Source organism: Photobacterium lucens (genome assembly GCF_009873615.1).
GTDB lineage: Bacteria > Pseudomonadota > Gammaproteobacteria > Enterobacterales > Vibrionaceae > Photobacterium > Photobacterium lucens.
The window spans coordinates 1-25611 of the sequence record NZ_SSMG01000096.1; the positions used below are offsets into that span (position 1 = coordinate 1).

Here is a 25611-nt window from a genome sequence, read left to right on the forward strand (position 1 = left end):
TATGTAATACACTTCAAATTATCAGGCTTTTTATCGATATATCCACTAACTCTACAAAACTTGAGCAAGATAGATTTTTCTTATACAAATTTGATAAAAAGTGATGCATTTGACTCATTTTGTTATACAATTGCACATCATAAGCGTTCAATAATGACTTTTTTATGAAACTTGACGATCTAAATCTCTTCCGCATGGTTGTGGAAAATGGTAGCTATACAGCTGCATCAAGAAAGACCCAGGTACCAGTAGCAACACTGACACGTCGAATTCAAGCACTTGAAGAAGGCCTAAATATTCGCCTGCTTAATCGTCATGCCCGTAAATTGTCGCTAACAGAAGCTGGTCAAAAGTTCTACCATGACTGTGCACCTTTACTACAGCAACTGTTAGATACTACTGAACATATTAGTGAAGAATGTAAAGGAGCAGCGGGTAAGCTACGTATTGCTGCACCAGCAAACATTACTAAAGTAATGCTTCAACCTTTATTAAATGCCTTTATGCTAGAGCATCCTGCAATTAGCATTCAGCTGTATATGAGTAATGAGCCAGATCAACTTGACCCTACCGATTGGGATGTCATGTTCCGCATCGGTCCTCAACGCGATTCCACACTTATTGCACGTCGCATTAATGAAGTAAAAGATATTCTTGTTGCTAGCCCAGACTACCTTAAGAAAAATCCAGAGCCAAAACATGCACAAGATCTCCACGAACACACGTTACTAAAAGGTAACCCATTACTTCGCTGGCGTTTGAATAATCATAACGGCGAAACAGTAACGATTAATGAACGTGGTCGCTTTGAAGCAAGTGAGCTTAACGTTGTACGTAAAGCATGTTGTGCTGGCCTTGGTATTACCTTGATGCCCGATGTAATGTTAGAAAAATACATTGCAGCAGGTGAAGTGGTACAGGTACTTAAAAACTGGTCTGCTAACCCACGTGACGTATATTTAATTTATAACCACCGTGACTATCAACCAGAAAAACTACGTTTATTTATTGATTTTGCAAGTCACTACTTTGACTTAGAAAAACACTAAATAGAATTGTAAAAAACAACATTCTTCGATTAAATGCCATATTATCCCCTTTAATATGGCATTTTGTTTTTTCATTACCTGTATTTTTTTATCATCACAAGCAAACAAATAATCCTAAACCTTGCGCTCCCCTCTGTTCCCTACTAAACGTTATAAGACCAAGCAAAAAATAACAGCCACAACATATCACGAACTCAAACATAATAAATTTATGGGGGCGTACTATGATTTTGGGACATCTTTGGGGGATCTACACCCATCCAAAACAAGAATGGCATACTATCGATAAAAAGCACGAAGGGTTACTCAGTGGTTGCTTAAGCCACATCCTCATTACTGCACTGTTTCCTTCTATCTTTGCTTTTATTTCCAGTGTGTATATTGGCTGGAATATCGGAGCAGGAGAGCCTATTTTTCTTACTGCATCCAGTGCTATTCCGATGGCTATTGCTATGTATATCGCCTTGATCACAGGTGTATTTGCATTAGCCTATTTAACCTACTGGATGAGTAAAACATTTGGTGCAGCACCGAGCATGACACAAGCCATAGAATTAGCAGCGTACACTGCAACACCATTATTTATGACCAGTATGGCGGCGTTATTCCCCCATCTTTGGTTTCTCATGCTAGTTGGACTTGCAGGGCTTACTTATTCGGTCTATTTACTTTATACCGGAGTGCCAATTTTGATGCATATTCCTGAAGAGCGTGGCTTTATTTACGCAAGTTCTATCGTCACAGCAGGACTAGTGCTCCTTGTTTCGATTATCACTTCTTCTGTTATTTTATGGAGTTACGGCTTTGGACCTGAATTTGTACACTAGATGGTACGAAACGAAAACAAAAAAGCCGACATGCTAGACATGTCGGCTTTTATTTACAGCATAGCAATGACTATTTAAACGCCTTCATTATGCAATTCTAAATTCGCTAAATCTTGTTGGATTTCACGTTGTTGTTTTGAATCATCACTACGTAATGCATCGAGGTATTCTAAATACTCTTGATTTACATCCCCTGTTACGTAATTGCCATTAAATACTGATGTTTCAAATAGCTTAATATCAGGGTTACCTTCGGCAACGGCATCTACCAAGTCTTGCAAATCTTGAAAAATCAAGCCATCAGCACCAATGATTTTTGAAATTTCGTCAACTTCACGACCATGAGCAATTAACTCATTTGCACTTGGCATATCAATGCCATATACGTTAGGGAAACGAATTTCAGGGGCTGCCGATGCTAAGTACACTTTCTTCGCGCCCGCTTCACGTGCCATCTCGATGATCTGCTCTGATGTTGTACCACGAACAATCGAATCATCCACTAGCAGAACACTCTTATCTTTAAACTCAGAGCGGATCGCATTTAACTTACGACGCACTGACTTACGACGCATTTGCTGCCCCGGCATGATGAAGGTACGACCTACATAACGATTCTTAACAAATCCTTGGCGATAAGGCTTATCAAGTGTACGTGCGATCTCTAATGCACTATCACAAGAGGTTTCAGGGATAGGGATCACAACGTCAATATCAACATCAGCCCATTCACGCTTGATCTTCTCACCAAGCTTCGTACCCATAGCAAGACGTGCGCCATATACAGACACTTTATCAATAAATGAGTCAGGGCGAGCAAAATAAACAAACTCAAACACACATGGATTTAGCTGTGGATTATCCGCACATTGCTGGGTGAACAACTGACCATCAAAGGTAATATAAACTGCTTCACCTGGTGCAATATCTCGAACAAAATCAAAACCTACCGCATCAAGCGCTACAGATTCTGATGCTACCATATATTCAATTTTGCCCTGCTCTTCACGTTTACCGATACATAAAGGACGGATACCATTAGGATCACGAAATGCAATCAAACCATGACCAATCACCATAGCAACAACCGCATAAGCCCCTTTCACAATTCGGTGAACTTCGGCAATTGCGGTAAAGATTTCTTCAGGGCTGATAGGATAACTTTGGCAGTGCTCTAATTGGTTTGCCAAAATATTGAGTAAGATTTCAGAGTCAGAGGTTGTATTAACATGGCGCTTAGCTTGCTCAAATAATGTATCTCGAATATCTGCAGCATTGGTTAAATTACCATTATGCGCCAGTGATATACCGTATGGAGAGTTAACATAAAAAGGCTGAGCTTCTGATGCACTAGAGCTACCTGCCGTTGGGTAGCGAACATGACCAATACCAACAGTTCCTTGTAAGCGTTGCATGTGTTTTGCTTCAAACACATCACGTACTAAGCCATTGGCTTTACGCAGACGGAAACGATTGCTTTCTAAGGTACAAATACCCGCAGCATCTTGGCCGCGATGTTGCAGCACAGTAAGTGCATCATAGATAGACTGGTTTACCGGGGTTGAGCCCACGATTCCAACAATACCACACATTTCCAAAATCCTCGTCGTGCATAAAAATACAGTTACCAAATTAAGATAACTTGGTAACTGCTATTAATTGGCGCTACTTAATGTTGGGTAAGAAGCTAGAACTATGTTTGATGTAGGAGAAAAACCATTCAATCACAACACCAAACTGTGGGATCAGCTTTGATTGTTTCCACCAATCAGAGCTTGCGAACCCAGTAAAGGCATCAAGAAAGAACAATACTGCCGCAACAATTAAGACGCCGCGAACCCCACCAAAAACTACGCCTAATACCCGATCAGTGCCAGACAACCCTGTTTTCTGAACCAACTGACCAATAACATAGTTAACTACCGCGCCTACTATTAGCGTTGCAATAAATAAAACGGCAATAGCACTACCGTTACGAAGCATCTCATCATGGAAGTTTGTAAAGTGTACAGCTAATTGCGGGTAGAAATTACTCGCAACAAAAAAAGCGGTAAACCAAATAACTAATGAAAGTGCTTCCTTAACAAAACCACGGATTAAGCTTACCAAAGCGGAAAAGCCAATCACGGCTAAAATTACATAATCAATCCAGATCATCATGTGTCATTCGTCTTGTTGATGCGTATTCTAACAGAAAAAATGAAGACGCAAACGTTTACTTAAGGTTTTATTGGGTTAAATTGATACAATTTGCCACTTAAACCGGTTAATTTTTTCAGGTCATCAATCTTAGCTAAAAGCTTCTCTTTTGACAGATCAGGCCCTACTACCACTTTGACATATTGACCAGGTTGCGCATTTTTAGGCAGTAAATGTGCTTGATAACCATTAAGGCGTAACTTCGCCACTAGCGCACTCGCATTTTTAAAATTGCCAAAAGTACCTAACTGGATCATCCACCCACTGTTTTTCAAATCGCTATTACTAACGGTTGCAGGCTTAGGTGCCGGCTTTTCAACAGGTTTAGGCTGTGGTTTGACTACAGGTTTTGGTTGCTCTACTGGCGCAACAGGTTTCGCAGGTTGAGCTGTCTTATCTTCTTCAACTGTATAAGTTTCATTATCATCAGCATGAGAAGATGAAACTGTCTCTTTTCCATTATCAACCGTTACCGTCACAGGCTCTTTATGTAACTCAGCATTCGCGGTTTCAGGATCAGGGACTTGTGCCAGCTCCTTTTGATCTCCTACTTTAGGTTGTAGCGGAATACTTGCGAACTGCTCTTTATAATGTTGTTTTTGGCCATCAAAAAGATCAGGAAGAAAAATCACGCCAACTGTTACCAAAATAATGGTACCAATTAGTCGATTTTGAAATTGGCTCGCCACATGGACTCCTATGCTATTTAAACGCTTTTCAACAAAGCGCTTTTCACTACTTAACTTAAATGACTTGTGATCTGGCCGACAGTGTAAAACGAGCCAAAGACGATTACCATATCATCGTCTTGTACCTGTGTTAGGGCTTGGTCAAATGCCGTCTCAGGCTTATCAAAACCTACACAATCTGCTGGTAAATATTGCAATATCTCTTCAGAGGTTGCCGCTCTTGGTCCTGTAAGTGATGCAGGATACCAATGATCGACAATATCTTTCATTGCCGCAATCGTAGATGCAATATCTTTATCGTGTAACATCGCAACTACAGCATGGATCTTACTCTTACCTTCTTTCTGTTTAATTTTGCCTAATTGATTCGCAAAGTACTCAGCAGAATGTGGGTTGTGTGCTACGTCCATAATAATTAATGGCTGCTCACTCACTCGCTGCATACGTCCTGGTAACTGCGCTTTCTTCAAACCATTAATGATGTTTTCTTCAGAAATATCGAGCTCTGCAGCACCTAATGCCATTAGTGCTGTTGCCGCATTAGGAAGAGGAAGATTGGGTAACGGTAGCTGTGTCAAATCAAATGCACCGCACTGCCAATTCCAGTGGTTATCTTCAACCTGGTATTCAAACTGATAACCCACTTGATATAACTCTGCGCCAATATCATCGGCATGCGCAGGTACTGTCGCGGGCGGGTGAGGCTGCCCGCAAATAGCAGGCTTACCTGAGCGGAAAATACCTGCTTTTTCATAGCCAATCACATCAATGTTATCACCAAGCCAATCAACATGATCAATGGCAAGACTAGTGATCACACTAACATCGTGATCAACAATATTGGTTGCATCTAAGCGACCACCTAAACCAACTTCTAACACCACCACATCCACCTGATGGGTTTTAAATAGTGTCAGCGCAGATAATGTACCAAACTCAAACAGGCTCAAACTGATATCACCACGTGCAGCTTCAACGCTAGCAAAAGCTTTGGTGTGCTCACTATCGTCTAATTCTTGGTTATTGATGCGAACACGCTCGTTATAACGTACAAGATGAGGAGAGCTATAAACACCAACCTTATAACCAGCTTCAATCAAGATAGCCTCTAGCATGGCACAGGTTGAGCCTTTACCATTAGTACCTGCAACAGTAATAACGCAAGGAGCTGGTTTTAATAAATCAGCCTTTTGCCCAACCGCTTTAACGCGATCTAATCCTAGATCTATCGCGCTAGTATGTAATTGCTCAAGGTATTTCAGCCATATTGAAAGCGAGGCTGTCGCTTGTGGTGCCATCAATCCTGACATGAGAACTCATTCATTTGTTTATAACTAACTTAAGTCATAATTTACCATCGAATCTCTTATAACTTAAATCTCAGATCAGATTAATTCGATGAATCAACAACAGAATCGCATTTGTCTTGCTAAACGCGCAAAAAAAAACCGTTTAGCTAATGGCTAAACGGTTTTCTTTATAAACCAATAAATTGGTTATGCATTTTCTGAATCTTCAGCTTCAACTTTCGCTTCAATTTCTACTGGCTTGCTATCTACAGAGACGACAAGTGGAGAAGCTTGGTTAGTCATTTTTGCAACTAAGCCTGCAATACGCTGACGCATTTCACGGCGATCAACAATCATATCAATTGCACCGTGTTCTAGTAGGAACTCACTACGTTGAAAACCTTCAGGTAGTTTCTCACGTACTGTTTGCTCGATAACACGTTGACCAGCAAAACCGATCAGTGCTTTAGGCTCACCAATATTGATATCACCAAGCATGGCAAGAGATGCTGATACACCACCCATAGTTGGATCGGTAAGAACAGAGAAGAACGGTAGACCTTTGGCAGATAAACGCTCAAGTGCAGCACTTGTCTTTGCCATTTGCATCAATGACATTAGCGCTTCTTGCATACGCGCACCACCACTTGCTGAGAAGCAAATTAATGGGCAGTTATTTTCAATCGCAGCATCAACAGCACGTACAAACTTAGCACCTACAACAGAGCCCATTGAGCCGCCCATGAATGAGAACTCAAAAGCACATGCAACAACAGGTAGACCAAGTAAGTCACCTTTCATTGCCACTAATGCGTCTTTTTCGCCTGTTGCTTTTTGTGCAGCAGACAAACGATCTTTGTATTTTTTAGAATCGCGGAATTTAAGCTTATCTTGAGGCTCTAGCTCTGCGGCAATCTCAACTTGCGTATCAGCGTCAAGGAAAGTTTCAAGACGACGACGTGCTTTCATACGCATGTGGTGATCACACTTAGGGCACACCTCTAGATTGCGTTCAAGATCTGCATGGTACAGTACTTGATCACAAGAGGTACATTTCGTCCAAACGCCCTCAGGAATCGACACTTTTCGTGAAGAGACAATGTTGCTTTTAGTTAGAATCTTTTCAAGCCAGCTCATGAATGACCTTTATTCTTAATGCTTCCGCCTTCAATGGCCGAAGATACAAATTCATTGGATAACGATCAGAGATTAAAACACAATCTTGCTAATCTGTAGATAAAAAACTGGTACTACCTTATCAAGGTAAGGTAACTAACTCAATCAGCTAAGAATAACGGCCCCAATGGAACTCGAGGTAAATTGTGCTCTTGCGGGTAGTCAACATCGACTAAATACAAGCCTTCTGCTTTTGCTGTTGCGCCTGCTAATGTGCGATCTTTTTGCTCAAGTAACCATTTGATCCACTCTGGTTTCTCTTCACCTTTACCGACTTTGATCAAACTACCTGTGATATTGCGTACCATATGGTGAACAAACGCATTCGCCTTGATATCAATGATCACGAAATCACCTTGGCGCGTTACTTTCAGATGCATTAAATTGCGCCATGGGCTACGTGACTGACAATGCACAGCGCGAAATGACGTAAAGTCATTCTCACCTAAAAGATACTGACCCGCTTCATGCATTTTCTTCTCATCAAGATGACCGTGGTAATGGCTCACACCTGCACCTAAGATAGCCGGACGCAGCGCATTATTAAAAATGATGTAACGGTAACGACGGGCTGTTGCCGTGAAACGAGCATGGAAGTCCTCATTAACTTCAGTTGCCCAACGTACAGCAATATCTTTAGGTAGGTTTGCATTCGCCCCCATGGTCCATGCCACCATTTTACGATCGATATTGACATCAAAGTGAACAACTTGACCAGTACCATGCACGCCAGCATCAGTACGCCCAGCACAGAATACTTCAATGGGCTGGTTTGCAACTTTAGAGAGAGCTTTTTCCAAACGCTCTTGTACACTATCTACATCACGTTGGCGTTGCCAGCCATAATACTTGGCACCATCGTACTCTACACCTAAAGCTATTCGCATAATTCTTTCAACTTCGCTAAATCAAACCTATGTAAATTGCGTACCACGCCATTTACCTCATCTTTGGTGAATTATAAGTAATTCGCTAGGTAAGTGAAAGAACGGTGCTGTATCAGCATAAGAATAGGTACATCAATAGATAATAAAAAAGCACGATAGATCATCTACCGTGCTTTTTATTTATAATTTACCGCTACATTTAAATTCTAGATAACAGCTTTTTCGCTTCATCCTGTAATGCTTGCTCAGCATTTTTAGCAATATCTTCAAGCAAACCAACAGCCCCTTCGCTGTCATTCATTTCAAGATAGGCTTTCGCTAAATCGAGCTTGCTTGCATACTCACCAGCGGTATCAACATCGTATTCAGCAATACTAGCTAACATCTCAGGATAATCATCCAGCCCTACTTCTAAGTTCAGCGGATTAGCATCAGGATCAGCTTGCTCATGCAAAGGATCATCTTTCATTAGCTCTTCAATACTAATGTAAGTTGGCTTCTCCACGGCTTTTTCACTGTCGCCTAGCAATTCACTGCTCGCTGATTGCCTCACATCACTATCTCGTAGGGAAAATTCAGACTCTAACGATAATGTCTCCAAGTCCTCTTTCACTAACTGGGGTTGTTGAGTCCAATCTTCTTGCTCTAATTCTGGCTCTGATGCTGACGTCTGCCAAACTTTAGCATCATCATCAGACAGCTCATCAGCAAATGCTTGAGTGCTAATATCATCAGCAATATCTTGCGTTAATAAACCATCACGCTCATCATCTTCTAAACCTAATCCTGAACGCTCCACTTTTTGTGTTGTTTGTGATGAAGGCTCTTGATTAACAGCACTCGCAAATTCTGGCGTCACTGCTTTTTCAGTGAATTGTTCAGCCTGCTGTGATTGCTCAGTATCTTTAGACGCTTGCAGATCTGGTTGTTGTTCATTAGATAATGATTCATCGAATAACAACGCATCCATATCAAGACCAGCAGAATCAACCATATTTTGATCAAGCTGATCAAGTACCACAGTTTTTTCGCCACGATAAGCCACTTCTTCGTTAGGTAAACGAAGTCCTTGTTCAATTTCATATTGCTCAAGTTCGTGTTGCTCATCTAACGAGGCTTGCAGCGCTTCGCTTTCATCAAACTCAGGAATACTCGCGGGATCTAGCTTTTCAAATGGGTAACTATCATGCTGCGCTGTATCAAATGGTGATAATGCTTTATCAGATTCAAGCTGTGCAGAAGTACTCTCTAACTCGGTATGATCTGTCGTTATATCGACATTGGAGGCAAAATCGGCTTTAGGCTTATATTGCTCCGCCGCCTCTGCTGCCTGCTGGAGCTGACGGATCACATTATCAAGTGCAATTTGTTCATCAACATCGTTATTAAATGTTGTTTCATCCAATGGCTCTGCTTCTGGATCGTCAAATGCAGCTTGCTCATCAAACTCTGGCAAATCATCTAATGACAACACATCATTATGAGCAGCATCTTCTTTTGGCTGCTGATATGTTTCACCATCAAAAGCCTTTAGCGCTTCTTCTTCGTCAAAAACAGGTAAGTCTTCGACCGAGATTGCTTGTTCAGACTCACCTGAGTCAGTTACTAGATGATTAGCAAGTGCATCTTGCTCATCCAATTCGCGCTCTAAATCAGAAACTGTTAATGGTTTAATATCACTATCAAGTGATTGACGGTAAAAAGCTTCGTCCAATACATCATCTAAGATTTCATCAAATTTCTGCTCACTTGCCGCAGACAGTTGTTGTAGCTCTTCTGAGTTATTAGGCTCATTGCCACCTTGAGAAGCAACAGATTCTGCACTTTCGTCAGCAAATGCATCTTCAAACAAAGCATCAAACTCAGCTTCATTTTCAGCTTGAGATATCACTAATGATTCAGATACTTTAGTATCTTGCTGTGGCGCTTCTGCTTTTGTTAGAGCATCTTCTTGTTTCTCATCACTCAAATCATTAGTATTTTCAATCACATCCTCAAGATCTGAAACAGCTTCATCTTGCCCTGTTTTAATATTCTCAACGAGAGGCTGAGACTCTTTTGTAGACTCTTCTTGCTGTGAAGATAAAATTTCATCAAGTAACTCGGTGCTAGATTCATCAAGTGCGACATTATTATCAGAGAAAGAATCTATCTCTTCATCATCGTGAAGTAATTCATCAAGCAGATCTGTACTGTCTTCTGCGACTTCAAAATCATCTTCCGCTTGCGCTTTTTCGTCATCATCGAGCAGTAATTCGTCAAGTAAGGCGGTGCTGTCTTCTTCAAGCTCTATATCACTGCTTAACTCATCATCTTCCACCAAATCATCTAATAATGCAGTGCTACCCTCTTCAAAAATGGTTTCATCATCAAGGTTGTCTTCTGCCACTGCTTCATCTGTTTGTTCAAACTCAGGCAGATCTGTACTGAAGTTATTGAATAAAGCATCCAGTTCATCTTGTGCAACATTTTCTGATAGAGCGTTAGATGCGTCTTCAGCATTTGACTCGACTTTATCTTCTTGTGTATCAACTGATTGATCCTGATTATGCGCTTCAGCTTGTTGCAAAATCTCATCAAGTAACGATTGCTCTAGCAGACCGTTTTCTAATTCTTCATCTTCCGAATGTAATTGAGTCTTATCGTCTGCATTATCAGCTTCACTTAGATCAAAGTCTTCGTGTGATAAATCAAACTCATCATTACTGATATCTGCAGTATCATCGTCTTTAGCTGCATCATTGAGCGATTTCTCCCACATCAATGCTAACGCTTCATCAGCACTTGGCTCGCTCTCTTCATTATCCATTTCATCAAGTGCGCGCTCCATGTCTTCAAGACCGATAGCGTCATCACCTTTTACTGAAATACTGCTGCTGACGTTATTTTCAAATACATCATCAAATTCAATCTCATCTGCCGCATTATCAGTTTGAGATGGTGTTCCAACAGCAACTTCATCAGTAAAATCTGCAATAGGATCAGAAACTTTCTCTTCAACTTTATCTGATTGCTCATCTTTCTCATCAATTTCTAATGTGAAATCAGGATCATTAAATAAATCATCGTCAGCAAACAGATCATCTAAATCATCAGCATCTTCTGAATCAGTCTCTTTACCATCCATAGGCGGAACCACTACTGGTGCATTGTCTGTCGCTGTTGCGTCAGGTGCTTGTAGCGACTTCACTTCATCCTGTTCATCTTCATTTTTACGACGTAATAAGAAGAAAGCTAATAAGGCTGCAATTAAACCGCCTGGGATAATCCCTGCAGCTGCGAGAGCCCATGGATTATTAGCCAGTGAATCAAACCAAGTTGAGGTAGGTGGCGTCACAGGTTGTGGCGCATTTTGCAGCTGCTTTTGTTGCTCTAAGAAAGTTAGCAGTTCTTGGCGTACATCATCGCTATCTTTAACTTGATCTTTTAATGCTTCAACTTCTTGCTGCATCTCAGCTAAACGTAAACGTAGCAGGTGATTACTCTCCACCAGCTTAGTCATTTGTTCATCAGTTAACGCTTGCTGCTGATCAGATAGTTCTGGTTTTGCAGGGATAGCTTCTACAGAATCAGTACTTGTCACATCGGCTGTTTTCACATCTGATGCTACTGTTTCCGTGGGCTTTTCTGCACCCGTTGCTGTGTTGGGTGTAACAGTACTAACAGCCGCTGCCGTTGTTGCTGCAGCCACTGCTTTTTCAATTGTTTTAGCCGATACCTCTGGTGTTGGTTGTGCTGTATTTGCAGGCTTAGGCGCGATTGGCTTTACAACCGTATCAGCGGGCTTAATTTTTGGCGTCGCCGCTTGTTCCTTGGCTTTTTTCTCGGCTTGAATTGTTTTTAATTCTTCCGGCTTTGGCTTTAATTTAACAACGCGTTTAGGCTTAGGTGTTGTTTTTAGGTAAGGTGCGCGCTTTTTGTCTGCCTCTAATTGGCGACGGATCAAACTTTCTTTTTCATTGTTAATTTGGCTCAGCGTTGGCATTACCAAATAACTACCCGGTACTAAACCATGAATATTGCTATTTTCAAACGCTTGCGGGTTTACATGATAAATCGCACCAATCACTTGGTAGACAGAAACCGATGTATTAGGGCGATGGCGCGAAGCAATCGACCACAAGGTTTCTTTTTCCCCTGTAGGACCATAACGACGTGCTGAAGATTGTGCCGATGTCGACTGTGAAAGAGTGCGCAACGATGGCGCTGTAGCTAAACTGCGAGTGGCTTGCGAATAGGATCCATCCTCATTCGATGGGCCAACAATACGAACGGTATTGGCATTCACCACAGGTAGATAAGATGAGATGGTAACGAAGGCTACCGGCACAATAAAGCGCTTTAAGATCTTTGGAATATCAGACACTGCCTGCGTTCCTCTCTGGCAGAGATAAATAGGACGAAAAGCATTTTATCCGAAAATACCCTTCGAAATAATACAGTTATTACACGTAAACCATAATGAACATGTAACGGCGACATTGAGCAAAACTTAACGTCATAACGGATAATTCTTGCTAGCTCACTTTATATGTCAAGGGACTACTTAGTGTTTTACCAGTAAGATCATGGAAAAGAAGAAGGAGCAATTTCTCACTCCTTCTTTTTATTTCTTTTACAAATATTCTTCAATCAGCTTTTCAGCAATTTGAATACTGTTTGTTGCTGCGCCTTTACGAACGTTATCGGCAACAACCCACATATTCACGCCGCAAGGGTGGCTAATATCTTCACGAATACGACCAACCATAACGTGATCTTTACCTACCGCATCCGTTACTTGTGTTGGGTAATCAGTACCATGGAACACTTCGATACCATCAGTATTTTCAAGCATGTTTACCACGTCTTCAACCACAACCGGTTGGTGTGTTTCTACGTGAACCGCTTCTGCGTGACCGAAGAATGCAGCAACACGTACACATGTTGGATTAACACGAATACTTGAATCACCTAGGATTTTTTGTGTTTCCCACACCATTTTCATTTCTTCTTTGGTGTAACCATTATCAAGAAACTCATCGATATGAGGCAAACAGTTAAATGCAATTTGCTTATCGTAAGCACTGTTTTCAGCTGGTAAGCCATTTAGCAATTTCGCTGTTTGACCTGCAAGCTCATCAATACCTTTACGACCAGAGCCTGAAACAGACTGGTAAGTTGCAACGTTAATACGATCAATACCGTAAGCATCTTGAATTGGCTTCAAAGCAACTAGCATTTGAATCGTCGAACAGTTTGGGTTCGCAATAATATTACGGTTACGGTAATCCGCAATCGCTTCTGGGTTCACTTCAGGAATAACCAGCGGTACATCGTATTCGTAACGGAATTCTGATGTGTTATCGATAACCACGACACCATGATCGGCAGCAATTGGCGCCCAATGACGAGAAGCCTCTGCACCTGCTGAGAACAAGGCAATTTGAACTTGACCCCAATCGAACTCTTCTACGTTTTTAACGCGGATCGATTTGCCTTTAAAACGAAGTACTTTGCCTGAGCTACGCTCACTTGCCAGCAAGTAAAGATTGCGAACAGGAAAATTGCGCTCTTCTAATACCTCGACCATCGCTTCGCCAACAGCGCCCGTTGCGCCGAGTATTGCAATATCATATTCCTGACTCATTGAGTTACCTCTACTACTGTAAAACCTAATTTAGCCAGCGACTCTACCTCAAAATCAGCCTTACCCGCTACTGTAATCGCACTATATTCACGACGATCCCAGTAGTTTTTTCGCATAAGATCAAAAGCGGTCGCCATTTTGCTGTTATCATCACCAGCTTGCTGCATCTGACGACGGAAAATACCATCATCTTTACGTACATCATAAACCAATTGAGTGAGGCTAAATAACGTAGCTTCATCCCATTGACGGCTCAGTTGAACTTGTGGAACTGGCGCAACAGGTAATAGCTCACTCGCTTCAACCTGTTTATCTAAACCTAAAAATTCACAGAATCGATTAAATACCATGGTAGTACCACGAGCCTTACCTTCAAGGCCGTAACCTGCAACATGTGGCGTTGCAAAGGCTAAATAAGGTAACAGCTCCAAATCCACCAGCGGCTCTTGTTCAAACACATCTAAAACTGCGGTAAGTAGTTTTCCTGTCCCGTTACTTGATGCCATTAATGCTGCTTTTAGGGCTTGGTTATCCACCACAGGGCCACGAGCGGCATTAATCAAAATCGCATTTGGCTTTAGTGCTTCAATAAAATCAGCATCAACAAGATGATGGGTAGGATATTCACCTTCACGGGTTAATGGCGTATGTGTGGTGATCACATCACATTCCGCCAACAAGGTTTCTAGGGAATGAAATTCACGCTCATCGCCTTCGGCTTGTTTTAGTGGATCATTGAGTAAATAACGAATGCCCAAAGCATCTAAACATTTCGCTAAATATGAGCCAACGTTACCTGCACCAATGATACCAACCGTACGTTCGAAAATAGAAAAGCCTTGCTGTTGCCCTAACACCATGAGGCTACTTAATACATATTCAGCAACCCCTACCTTGTTACAACCAGGAGCCGCCGTAAAAGTGATCTCACGCTCAGCCAATAGCGACTGATCAACATGATCTTGTCCTGCCGTTGCCGTACCAACAAACTTCAACTTGTCGGCTTTTTCCAACAAACTTTCATTAACTTTGGTTACCGAGCGGATCATTAGGGCATCAATCCCAATCAAATCATCAGCAGTTAAGTTGCGACCAGGTTTAGCTACGACTTCACCCAGTTCACTGAACAACTCAAATGCATACGGCATGTTTTCATCAATAAGGATTTTCATTCAGGCTTTCCTTGCTTTGCTTAATCAGCCCCGAACAGATCTCGGGTATAAACTTTCTCTTGCACATCATCCAGCTCAACCGCCATTCGGTTTGAGACAATGACATCAGACATCGCTTTAAATGCTTCCAGATCTTTAATCACTTTTGAGTTAAAGAAGTCATCTTGCTCAAGCACTGGCTCATACACCACCACTTCAATACCTTTAGCTTTAATGCGCTTCATGATGCCTTGAATACTGGATGCGCGGAAATTATCAGAACCCGACTTCATGATTAATCGATAAACACCTACTACTTTTGGCTGCTTTGCAATAATTGAATCAGCAATAAAATCTTTACGGGTGGTATTCGCATCCACAATCGCACCAATAATGTTATTAGGCACATCACGGTAATTCGCTCGCAATTGCTTGGTATCTTTTGGCAGGCAGTAACCACCATAGCCAAATGATGGATTGTTGTAGTGATTACCAATACGTGGATCTAAGCCGACACCTTCAATGATTTGGCGACTATCTAAACCTAATGCTTCTGCGTAGCTATCAAGCTCATTAAAATAGGCCACACGCATTGCAAGATAAGTGTTTGAGAATAACTTCACCGCTTCCGCTTCAGTAGAATCGGTAAACAGCACAGCTATATTTTGCTTTTCAGCACCTTGCTTTAATAAACCTGCAAAAGTTTCTGCTCGCTCGGAGCGCTCACCAACAATAATGCGAGAGGGGTGCAAGTTATCGTAAAGGGCACGACCTTCACGTAAAAACTCAGGTGAGAAGATAATATTATCAATACCAAATTGCTTTTTGATACTTTCAGTGTAACCGACAGGTACAGTTGATTTGATCACCATGGTTGCCAATGGATTTTTTATCATCACATCTTTAATTACTGCTTCAACTGAGTTGGTATTAAAGTAATTAGTAGCAGGATCATAATCGGTAGGTGTGGCAATAATGACAAATTCAGAGCCATCATAAGCATGATCAGCATCCGTTGTTGCCACTAAGTTCAATGTCTTGTGTTGTAAGAATGCTTCAATCTCTTTATCTACAATCGGAGATAAACCTTGATTAATTAACGTAACTTTGTCTTCAACAATGTCTAACGCTACTACTTCATTGTGTTGAGCTAAAAGCACTGCATTAGATAGGCCTACATAGCCAGTACCCACAACTGTAATTTTCATACTTCACCTCAGTAAACTAATGTGCAAATGGCAATTATTCCCTTTGCTAACTGGCTACTAGTTTAACTGAAAATACGTTAAAAAGAACAAAACCACTATATTAACCTGTTAATAATTCTTCAATGTTGACATATAGTTAAAAAAAGAGCCATAAATCACTTTATGGCTCTTCTATCAATCCAATTAACGCTATAGTTAATCTACATCTGGTTTAATTACGCTTCGTATTTCTTGATCACTAGCGTTGCGTTAGTACCACCAAAACCAAAGCTGTTAGACATTACCGTCTTCAGTTCAACGTCACGCTTTTCAGTTACGATATCAAGACCTTGTGCCGCTTCATCTAAGTTATCGATGTTGATGCTTGGCGCAACAAAACCGTGCTCAAGCATTAGCGTTGAGTAAATCGCTTCGTGAACACCTGCCGCACCTAATGCGTGACCTGTCATAGCTTTAGTTGCAGAAATTGCAGGGCTATTTTCACCAAATAGCTCTTGGATAGCACCTAGCTCTTTCACATCACCTACTGGTGTTGATGTACCGTGTGTATTGATGTAATCAACAGGACCATCAAGATCTTGCATTGCCATCTTCATACAACGCACCGCACCTTCACCTGATGGAGCAACCATGTCGTAGCCATCAGACGTCGCACCGTAACCTACGATCTCACCGTAAATTTTTGCGCCACGTGCAAGTGCGTGCTCTAGTTCTTCGATAACAACCATACCGCCGCCACCAGAGATCACAAAACCATCACGATCAGCATCATAAGTACGAGAAGCTTTAGTTGGCTCATCATTGTACTTAGTCGATAGTGCACCCATTGCATCAAACATCATGGTTAGTGACCAATCTAGCTCTTCACCACCACCAGCGAACACAACATCTTGTTTGCCCAGTTGGATAAGTTCTACTGCGTGACCAATACAGTGTGCTGACGTTGCACAAGCTGAGCTCATTGTGTAGTTCACACCACGGATCTTAAATGGTGTTGCAAGACATGCAGATACCGTTGAAGACATCGTACGAGGCACCATGTAAGGACCAACACGCTTTACGCCTTTTTCACGTAGCGTATCAACCGCAACGTATTGGTTATGAGATGACGCACCACCAGAACCTGCCACAAGACCTGTACGCTCATTAGATACTTGCTCTTCAGCTAAACCAGAGTCAGCAATTGCTTGTTCCATTGATAGGTAAGCGTAAGCCGCTGCATCGCCCATGAAACGCATTTTTTTACGGTCAATGTGCTCTGATGGGTTAATTTTCAGATCACCCCAAACATTTGAGCGTAGTTTCATCTCTGCGAACTGCTCAGAAAAATTAATGCCTGATTTGCCTGTCTTCAGTGACTCTAGTACTTCAGCAACATTGTTACCGATACTAGATATAATCCCCATGCCTGTAATTACGGCTCGTTTCATGATGACTTCCTACTAATATTAATGGATATAGCCTTACCGTGATAATTCATCGTTATCCGGCGGGTTTACTCCCAAACGGCTTTAAGATGCGCGTTCTTGTCGGCAATTATACCGTATTTAACGGAACATCATATCTTAAAGCTGTTTGGCTGTTATTTTGCTAAAGTTTTCTCAATGTATTTGAGCCCATCGACTATAACGGCTTTAACGCTAAAAAGTGGTCAGCTTTCCTGATATTCGGGTACAATCGGCTCAAAATTGCCATTTCTCGCTGTATGTTATCGCAAAGCTGCTGCTATTTCAGACGATTTATCACATACAGTCTGTTAATCATTTAAGAGGTTTCCCCTTTTGTCTTGTCCACAGAATGAAAAGTCTACCCCACAAATTGAAAATGCCGTTCTCGATTGGAATGACGTGGGAACGCCAGTATCGAATAACTTTGATGATGTCTACTTCTCAAACGCTAATGGATTAGAAGAAACCCGATACGTCTTTATCAAGCAAAATGGTTTACCAGAGCGCTGGATTGAAGGTGAAAACCGTCGCTTCGTCATTGCTGAAACAGGCTTTGGCACAGGGCTAAATTTCCTTGCTGTTTGGCAAGCTTTCAAACAATACCGTGCGCAACACCCAAATTCTGTCACTTCAGAGCTACATTTCATCAGTTTTGAAAAATATCCCGTTACTAAGCAGGACTTAATTAAAGCACACCAGTCATGGCCTGAGCTGGCTGAGCTTGCTGAGCAACTTCACGCTCACTACCCACCAGCCATTGCAGATTGTCATCGTATCGTATTAGAAGATGGCATGATCACGCTAGATTTATGGTTTGGTGATATCAAAGATTGTATGCCGCAAGTTTGGGTCGGTAACGACGGCATTATCGATGCGTGGTTCCTTGACGGTTTTGCCCCAAGTAAAAACCCTGAAATGTGGAATCAAAACTTGTTTAACGGCATGGTTAAAATGGCGCGCCAAGATTGTACTGTCGCAACCTTCACCGCTGCCGGCTTTGTTCGTCGCGGCCTAATAGAAGCGGGCTTTGAGATGCGAAAAGCCAAAGGGTTTGGTACTAAACGTGAAATGATTGTTGGCAAGGTTATTGAACGTCAGCATAGTACGAATGTGAAACCTTGGTACAACAGAGCTGCACAAACAAACAGTGATTCAGATATTGCTATCATTGGTGGCGGTATTGCTTCTGCAACCACGGCACTTGCTTTGATCCGCCGAGGTCAAAAGGTGACATTATATTGTGCAGATAGCGAGCTTGCAGATGGTGCATCCGGTAACCGCCAAGGCGCAGTCTACCCTTTATTAAACGGTAACAATGATGCGGTATCTCGCTTTTTCTCAACCGCATTTATCTACGCTAAACAGTTAGTTGAACAAGCCGCCACTGAGCTTGAATTTAGCCATAGCTGGTGTGGTGTTACTCAATTGGCTTATGACGAAAAGTCAGCCGTTAAACTTGAAAAAATGTTAGACGGTGGTTTTACTTCAGAGTTAGTCCATAAGCTAGATAAAGCACAAACCGAACAAACCACAGGTGTTGAAACCGGTTTTGACAGCGTGCATTACCCGTTAGGTGGTTGGCTATCGCCAAAAGAATTAACCACAGCGTTAATTGAACATGCTGTGAATGAAGGGAAACTCACACTTAAAACACAACAAGCAGTACAGTCACTTGAGCAGCTGTCTGATGAACAATGGCAACTACATTTCACTGATGGTAGCCAAGCGCAACATCACACCGTGATCTTAGCAAGTGGTCATCGTTTTAGTGAATATCCACAAACTCAGGCGATCCCCGCTTCCTCTGTTCGTGGTCAAGTGAGTCATGTACCAACCAATCCTTCATTAGGGCAGCTAAAAACCGTACTTTGTTACGATGGTTACCTCACACCAGTAAATAGCAAAACCCAAAGTCACTGTATTGGTGCTAGCTATGATCGTCGTAATGTCGAACTAGCGTTTAATGAAGACGATCAACAAGATAATAAGCAACGCTTAGTTAATTGTTTACCATCCGTTGAATGGCCTAAAGCAATAGACATTGATGGCTTTGAAATAAAAGAGCGCGCCCGAGTAGGAATTCGATGTGCCACCCGAGATCATCTACCTTTTGTCGGCAACGTATGTCGTTACGACGATTTATTAGCGCAATACCATAACCTAAAAGAAACCCAAGAGCATGCCGAAGAAGTCCCTATCTATGACAACTTATTTGCGATTGTTGGCTTAGGCTCTCGAGGATTAAGTTCAGCACCATTACTGGGCGAAGTTTTAGCGTCACAAATTTGTGGCGATCCATTACCGCTACCACTTAGTGTGCTTGAAGCACTTCACCCTGGCCGTATGTGGGTAAGAAGATTAGTAAAAGGCAAAGCACTTACCACGCTTGATGCCTAATTAGCAAAAGTAAAAACGCCATGTTCATTCGTTTCATTTTTATTCATGAGCGAATACCTACATGGCGTTTTATTATGACTTTGAGTTACCTATTGCTAACTACTTCAGTTCACTCGCCATCACATTCATTAATTCATTATTCTCATCGCCAGACAGATCCCAAACAAATAAGCCAGCAAGTTTATTTTTCTTCACCCAATCGGCTTTGGCTTTTACCGAGCGAGCATCATCATAACTAATGAAAACTTGTTTCTCTGCATTCCATAGATAAGGAGCTTCTGCCTTATCATCATAACCTGCGATATAACCTTGAGCTTCGGTATAATTACGTTTTAAATCCCAATACATAAAGAAGCCCGGCTCTGTATCAGAAGTACCAAAACTTGCACCTTTTGCTGAGGAAAGCTCTTTAGGTAAGACCTTACCATCAAACCCTTTTGTTCCTTCCCAGCCTCGACCATAAAATGCCGCACCCACAACCAATTTATTAGCAGGAATGCCTAGCTCAATCATCTTGTTAACAAACACATCAGTACCCATTCCCCACCAACCGTTATCGGTCGCATGAAGATTCGTTAAGTGACCAGTCTGTGTTCCCCATCCACCTAAATAGTCATAAGTCATCGCAAACATATTGGTTAAATGTGGTGCAACAGCAGCCCAATCTATCGATTCAGCTTTACTACCAACACCAACAGCCGTTGATAATTCATATTCACGACCGGTTTTCTTCTCTAAGTTATCAAGATTAGTACGTAGTGTTTTCACCAAGTGCGTATACGCTTCCTTTTCTGCCGCCTTTTGCTCATCAGACAATTTAGTTTCAGGGTTCCAAGGAGACGTTGTGAGGCCACCACCACCTGGGTATTCCCAATCGAGATCGATACCATCAACGAAATCATATTGCGCAATCAGCTCAACGGCTGTTTTAGAGAAGTGTTCAATCGCGGCTTTATCTTTTGCCATAGCATGAAACGGTTCTGACATTGTCCAACCGCCAAAAGATGATAAAATTTTCAATTCAGGTTTATCTGCTTTTAAGTCTTTTAATTGCGCAAAGTGACCTTTGTAATCCACCTTTACTTTCGTTGGTCCAAAATCTTTTTCTAACGCCGATACTTGATCCACAATGACTGCACTAAAAGGCGCTTTATCTTTACACGCTGTTTTGATTTGCTGCTGAACAGCCTCACTCGCCCCATTATGTGGTCCACACATACTTAAAAACGCATAGATAACATGGGTTAGCTTATCGGCTGGAATGTCTTTTACCGTATAAGGGTTAGCTTCATTGCTGTATTGCCAGTCAGCAAAGTAACCTGCAACAACAGGCGTTTGTGCATTAACTGCAGGACTAGTGAATACAGCAGCAATAGCAAAAGGTAAAATCGCTTTCATGATGTTTCCTTACTCATCAATTGATTTACGGCATATGCTTTTGCTTCAACGATGATCTCGGAACTGCAGCAACGCAATAACCTAAAAAGTAAGAATAAACATAGTGTGAACACTTTATAGATGGGATAACTAAAAGCTAATCGAAACAAAAAATAGCGTATTTTTTCGATAGAACTCTTAGTTATGTTAGAAATGTAATATGATGAAAAGTTAATATGAGATCTTTTGCTTAGCTTTATAATTCAGCGGCAATAACGATCTCTGCATCAGGTCGACTCACTCTCAGCTTATCGGCCAAACGAGATTGTGCTTCTTTATCGCCATGAACAATTCGGATCACTGAAGGGCCGTCTTCTATCTGCTCCACAAATTTAACTAAATCATCTTGCGCAGCGTGAGCAGAATAACCTGATAAACCGTAAACTTTTGCGTTAACCTCAACGATTTTATCATTAATCACTATCTGATTGTTTTGATCAAGCAACTGCCTTCCAACCGTTCCGATAGCTTGAAAACCAGCCAAGATCACGTCAGTTCGAACATCAGGTAGCAATGCTTCAAGATAGTTCATAATACGTCCACCGGAGCACATACCGCTGGCAGCAACAATAATGGCAGGTTCACCAGAATGTTTTAATCGATTAACAAGCTCTACGTGATCTTGATGCTTCTCGATGGTAATACATTGCTCAAACGCTAATGGATGACGTCCAATATAACGTCGATCTTTCGCTTCTTTTGACCATAACTCTTGGAAATGTCGATATTGCTCTGTAATTTTCTGCGCTAATGGCGAATCAAGAATAACAGGCAATGTCTTCCATACTTTTTGATGCTCATTATCATGACTCGAACCGGATAAGACATCAGCCAAAATATTTTCAATATCAAACAATAGTTCTTGCGTTCGACCGACGCTAAATGCAGGAATTAAGATCGCACCACCATCTCGTAAAGAGTGTTCAATTAACTGACGTAATTGCGATTCACGCTCAATCACATCATGATGAGACTTGTCGCCATATGTACTTTCTAAAACAAGCACATCTGCCGATAAGGGAGAAATAGGATCAGATAAAAGAGGAGTATTTGAAGGACCAAGATCGCCGCTAAAAACAACGGTACGTTGATCTGGCAATTTAATCTCAATATAAGCAGAGCCTAAAATATGCCCAGCTTGACGAAAACGTATAGCCACACTTTCGCCATTTAATAACACTAATTTAGCCCAACAGTCATAAGGCACAGGGCGAACTTTTTTCTTTACAAGCTGGGTAAATTGCTGACATTGAGCAGAACTCAATCCAAGCTGAATTTTTAGTCCATCTTCTAACATCAACGGAAGCAACGCCGCCGTTGCTTCCGTCGCATAAATCGGGCCCGTAAACCCCGCAGCCAGTAACCAAGGAATACGACCGACATGATCAATATGACAATGGGTCAGTAACAGTGCTTGTATGTGTTCAATATCAAACTCAATATCAAAATTTCTGCTATTTGCTTCTTTACCCTGAAACAAACCACAATCAATTAATAAACTACTACTACCAATGACAAGCTCGTGACATGAACCTGTCACACCAGTTTTCGCCCCATGGTGAATAATATCCACGTTTGATCCTTGTGCTTATATTTTATCCAATCTGATGATAATGACAGAGCTATTATCATGTTAAAAATATTAACAACTAGAATCAGAGCAGGCTCACGAAATCAACGAAAGTAAACTATGTAGCACATAAAAAACACATTACTTAATCAAACAAATTATTTAATTTATAAATAATAATTACAGCTTAGTTGCCCAAGCTTGCGCAGCTTGATCGACTAAAGTTAAAGAGTGCTCAAACGCTTCACGACTTTGACGATATGGATCAGGAATATCCCGCTGACCAATCCATTGACCAAACAGCATGGTTTTACCTCGCGCTTCTGGTGCAATATTGGTTACTGCATCAATATGTCCTTTTTCCATCACCAAAATCAGATCATAATCTCGGCATAATTCAGATGTCAGTTGTTGCGCTTGGTGGCCTGATAAATCAAAACCATATTGTGCTATCACTTCACATGCCATCGCATCTGCAGGCTTACCAGCTAGCCCACTTTTTTGCGTCGCAATACCCGCAGAGGCAACGCATTTAGTCGGCAGTTTTGTTTGCAGAATACGTTCTCCCGCTGGCGAGCGACAAATGTTACCCACGCACACCACGAGGATTTTGTTAAACATGGTTAACTCCGTTTAAATATATAAAAAAGGCCAATTATTTTATAACAATTGGCCTTAATTAATATGTAGTTAGATTAACTATTTTGCTGATTTCGTTTCCAAACTACATCACCAATACCATCTGTTGGTTTAAACTCAGTTGGTGCATCAAGCAAAATTTGACGAATATCTTCATGTTTAAAATCATGACAAGCTTTATCCAATAAATCTAGAATATGCTGATACTCGTCTAAAGATAAGAAGCGCTCATTAGCCGTCATTATTCGGCTATGATCGGTTTCGCCTACATTATCTCCAATCAATAGCTCCTCAAATAACTTCTCACCAGGACGAAGGCCCGTATATTTAAGTTCAATATCACCAAATGGATTATCTTCAGTCTTCAATTCTAGTCCAGATAACTTCACTAGATTCTCGGCTAAATCAACAATCTTAACTGGTTGCCCCATATCCAGGACAAAAACATCACCACCTTTACCCATTGCACCAGCTTGGATAACTAACTGTGCTGCTTCAGGAATAGTCATAAAGTAACGAATAATATCAGGATGAGTAATGGTTATTGGACCACCTTCTTTAATTTGACGCTTAAAAAGTGGAATAACAGAACCAGAAGAACCGAGCACATTACCAAATCGTACCATACAAAAGCGTGTACCTGATGTCTTCTTCACTTCCTCAGAAGCTAGCGCTTGTAGACCAAGCTCAGCCATACGTTTTGTTGTACCCATTACATTTGTAGGTCGTACTGCTTTATCTGTTGATATTAAAACAAAAGAAGATACCCCTGCATTAATCGCTGCTTGTGCAGTATAGAAAGTACCAAAAACGTTATTTCTTACACCTTCAACAACATTATACTCAACCATCGGTACGTGCTTATATGCTGCAGCATGGTAAACAGTATCAACATGAAAAGTTTTCATTATTGTTTCTAAGCGGTTAATACGTTGAACAGAACCTAATAAAGGAACAATTTCTACATCTAATCCACGTTTCAAAACATATTCAGATAACTCTTTATCAATACTGTATAAACAATACTCAGAAAGCTCAAATAATAATAACGTCTTAGGCTTACACTTAACAATCTGACGACATAACTCTGAACCAATAGAGCCACCAGCACCAGTAACCATTACGACTTGATCTGTTATATTTGCCGACATTAAATCTTCACGAGGTTTAACAGGTTCACGACCTAAAAGATCTTCAATGGCAACATCTCTTAACTGATCAAGAGATACATTGTCATGAACAATAGAATCAAGGTTAGGTATAGAAAGCACTTCTACAGGTAAATTAACTAATGATTCAACAATAGCACGACGTTGAGAACGACTAGCACTCGGAATCGCCAATAAAATCTGCTTAACATCTCCTTTATTAACTACACGTGCTAATTTAGATGGATGATAAACATTCAAACCTTGAATTACTGAGTTTTGTAATTTCTTATTATCATCAATATAAGCGATTGGATTTAACTCATCGCCTTGACGTAGTAAATTTACTAATTGGCGACCTGCTACACCCGCACCATAAATAATCACATTTGGTTTTCGTTTCATACTCCGCTGAGCAAAAAGCATACGAACAGATACTCTAGCGCCTCCAGTTAGCACAAATAGGTAACCGAAATAAATAACAGAAACAGATCTTGGTACCCAAATGTTGTAGAAATAAGTAGTAAGTACAAAGACTACAGTGGAAAGTAATGCACCAGTAATTAATGTAAATAAAGCATTAATACTAAGATATCGAAGAATTGCGCGATAGAAGCCAATTCTGCTAAAACAAAAAATAGTTACTACAGAAAGAAAAGCAACAAGGTACCAATATTCAACTTTATGGAATTCGTCAAAGTCACCCAGTCGTGTCCAAAAAGCCCCCCAAAAAGCAATTTGTACAAACAATAAATCAATACACACGCTCACAAGTCTTTTATATACACGCGGTATTGAGAAAAATGCATCAATGAACGACATATAGCCTCAATATTAACTTTAGATATAAATATTAAAATAGGCCATT

The 25611-nt window shown here is 41.1% G+C and carries 18 protein-coding genes; 3 read left to right on the forward strand and 15 right to left on the reverse strand.

All coding sequences use genetic code 11. The features are described from left to right. Positions 1-164 precede the first annotated feature (164 nt). On the forward strand, positions 165-1049 hold the full coding sequence (locus E5A76_RS04985) for a LysR family transcriptional regulator (protein ID WP_053987078.1): 885 nt from the start codon (positions 165-167) through the stop codon (positions 1047-1049). A 224-nt stretch (positions 1050-1273) separates the two neighbouring features. Next, on the forward strand, positions 1274-1876 hold the full coding sequence (locus E5A76_RS04990) for a Yip1 family protein (RefSeq protein WP_161118270.1): 603 nt from the start codon (positions 1274-1276) through the stop codon (positions 1874-1876). A gap of 74 nt (positions 1877-1950) precedes the next feature. Here the strand turns inward: E5A76_RS04990 and purF are convergent, their stop codons facing one another. The 11 genes from purF to fabB form a co-directional block, all read right to left on the reverse strand. Further along, the gene (gene purF, locus E5A76_RS04995) at positions 1951-3468 is read right to left on the reverse strand and encodes an amidophosphoribosyltransferase (protein WP_161118271.1); all 1518 of its coding nucleotides are present in this window, start codon (positions 3466-3468) and stop codon (positions 1951-1953) included. 73 nt (positions 3469-3541) lie between these two features. After that, entirely contained in the window at positions 3542-4033 is a 492-nt protein-coding gene (gene cvpA, locus E5A76_RS05000) for a colicin V production protein (RefSeq protein ID WP_008987674.1), read from the reverse strand. Between the two features lie 62 nt (positions 4034-4095). Then, the gene (gene dedD / locus E5A76_RS05005; protein WP_161118272.1) at positions 4096-4764 is read right to left on the reverse strand and encodes a cell division protein DedD; all 669 of its coding nucleotides are present in this window, start codon (positions 4762-4764) and stop codon (positions 4096-4098) included. Positions 4765-4814: 50 nt separating this feature from the next. Further along, on the reverse strand, positions 4815-6074 hold the full coding sequence (gene folC, locus E5A76_RS05010; protein WP_161118273.1) for a bifunctional tetrahydrofolate synthase/dihydrofolate synthase: 1260 nt from the start codon (positions 6072-6074) through the stop codon (positions 4815-4817). Between the two features lie 186 nt (positions 6075-6260). Next, positions 6261-7190 carry an acetyl-CoA carboxylase, carboxyltransferase subunit beta gene (accD, locus tag E5A76_RS05015; protein WP_008987677.1) on the reverse strand — a complete coding sequence of 310 codons (930 nt, stop codon included), beginning with the start codon at positions 7188-7190 and terminating at the stop codon, positions 6261-6263. A 140-nt stretch (positions 7191-7330) separates the two neighbouring features. Further along, complete coding sequence (gene truA / locus E5A76_RS05020; RefSeq protein WP_107165477.1) at positions 7331-8116, reverse strand: tRNA pseudouridine(38-40) synthase TruA; 786 nt, start codon at positions 8114-8116, stop codon at positions 7331-7333. A 199-nt stretch (positions 8117-8315) separates the two neighbouring features. Next, positions 8316-12482: a FimV/HubP family polar landmark protein gene (locus tag E5A76_RS05025; RefSeq protein ID WP_161118274.1), complete on the reverse strand. Its 4167-nt coding sequence runs from the start codon at positions 12480-12482 to the stop codon at positions 8316-8318. Positions 12483-12731: 249 nt separating this feature from the next. Continuing rightward, the gene (locus E5A76_RS05030) at positions 12732-13745 is read right to left on the reverse strand and encodes an aspartate-semialdehyde dehydrogenase (protein ID WP_161118275.1); all 1014 of its coding nucleotides are present in this window, start codon (positions 13743-13745) and stop codon (positions 12732-12734) included. Further along, complete coding sequence (locus tag E5A76_RS05035) at positions 13742-14917, reverse strand: 4-phosphoerythronate dehydrogenase (protein WP_161118276.1); 1176 nt, start codon at positions 14915-14917, stop codon at positions 13742-13744. Before E5A76_RS05035 ends, E5A76_RS05030 begins: the two co-directional genes overlap by 4 nt. Before the next feature lie 20 nt (positions 14918-14937). Beyond that, positions 14938-16104, reverse strand: coding sequence for a nucleotide sugar dehydrogenase (locus E5A76_RS05040; RefSeq protein ID WP_161118277.1), 1167 nt, complete (start codon positions 16102-16104; stop codon positions 14938-14940). A gap of 215 nt (positions 16105-16319) precedes the next feature. Next, positions 16320-17534 carry a beta-ketoacyl-ACP synthase I gene (gene fabB / locus E5A76_RS05045; protein WP_161118278.1) on the reverse strand — a complete coding sequence of 405 codons (1215 nt, stop codon included), beginning with the start codon at positions 17532-17534 and terminating at the stop codon, positions 16320-16322. A 351-nt stretch (positions 17535-17885) separates the two neighbouring features. On the opposite strand from fabB, the gene mnmC reads away from it, so the two are divergent. Further along, complete coding sequence (gene mnmC, locus E5A76_RS05050) at positions 17886-19949, forward strand: bifunctional tRNA (5-methylaminomethyl-2-thiouridine)(34)-methyltransferase MnmD/FAD-dependent 5-carboxymethylaminomethyl-2-thiouridine(34) oxidoreductase MnmC (protein ID WP_161118279.1); 2064 nt, start codon at positions 17886-17888, stop codon at positions 19947-19949. 99 nt (positions 19950-20048) lie between these two features. Here the strand turns inward: mnmC and E5A76_RS05055 are convergent, their stop codons facing one another. The 4 genes from E5A76_RS05055 to E5A76_RS05070 form a co-directional block, all read right to left on the reverse strand. Continuing rightward, a complete protein-coding gene (locus E5A76_RS05055; protein WP_161118280.1) occupies positions 20049-21347 on the reverse strand; it encodes a glycoside hydrolase family 18 protein in 1299 nt (432 codons plus the stop codon). Positions 21348-21582: 235 nt separating this feature from the next. Next, positions 21583-22959 carry an MBL fold metallo-hydrolase gene (locus E5A76_RS05060; protein ID WP_161118281.1) on the reverse strand — a complete coding sequence of 459 codons (1377 nt, stop codon included), beginning with the start codon at positions 22957-22959 and terminating at the stop codon, positions 21583-21585. Between the two features lie 177 nt (positions 22960-23136). Continuing rightward, on the reverse strand, positions 23137-23577 hold the full coding sequence (locus E5A76_RS05065) for an arsenate reductase/protein-tyrosine-phosphatase family protein (protein ID WP_161118282.1): 441 nt from the start codon (positions 23575-23577) through the stop codon (positions 23137-23139). Positions 23578-23651: 74 nt separating this feature from the next. Next, positions 23652-25565, reverse strand: coding sequence for a nucleoside-diphosphate sugar epimerase/dehydratase (locus tag E5A76_RS05070; RefSeq protein WP_161118283.1), 1914 nt, complete (start codon positions 25563-25565; stop codon positions 23652-23654). Positions 25566-25611: the final 46 nt, after the last annotated feature.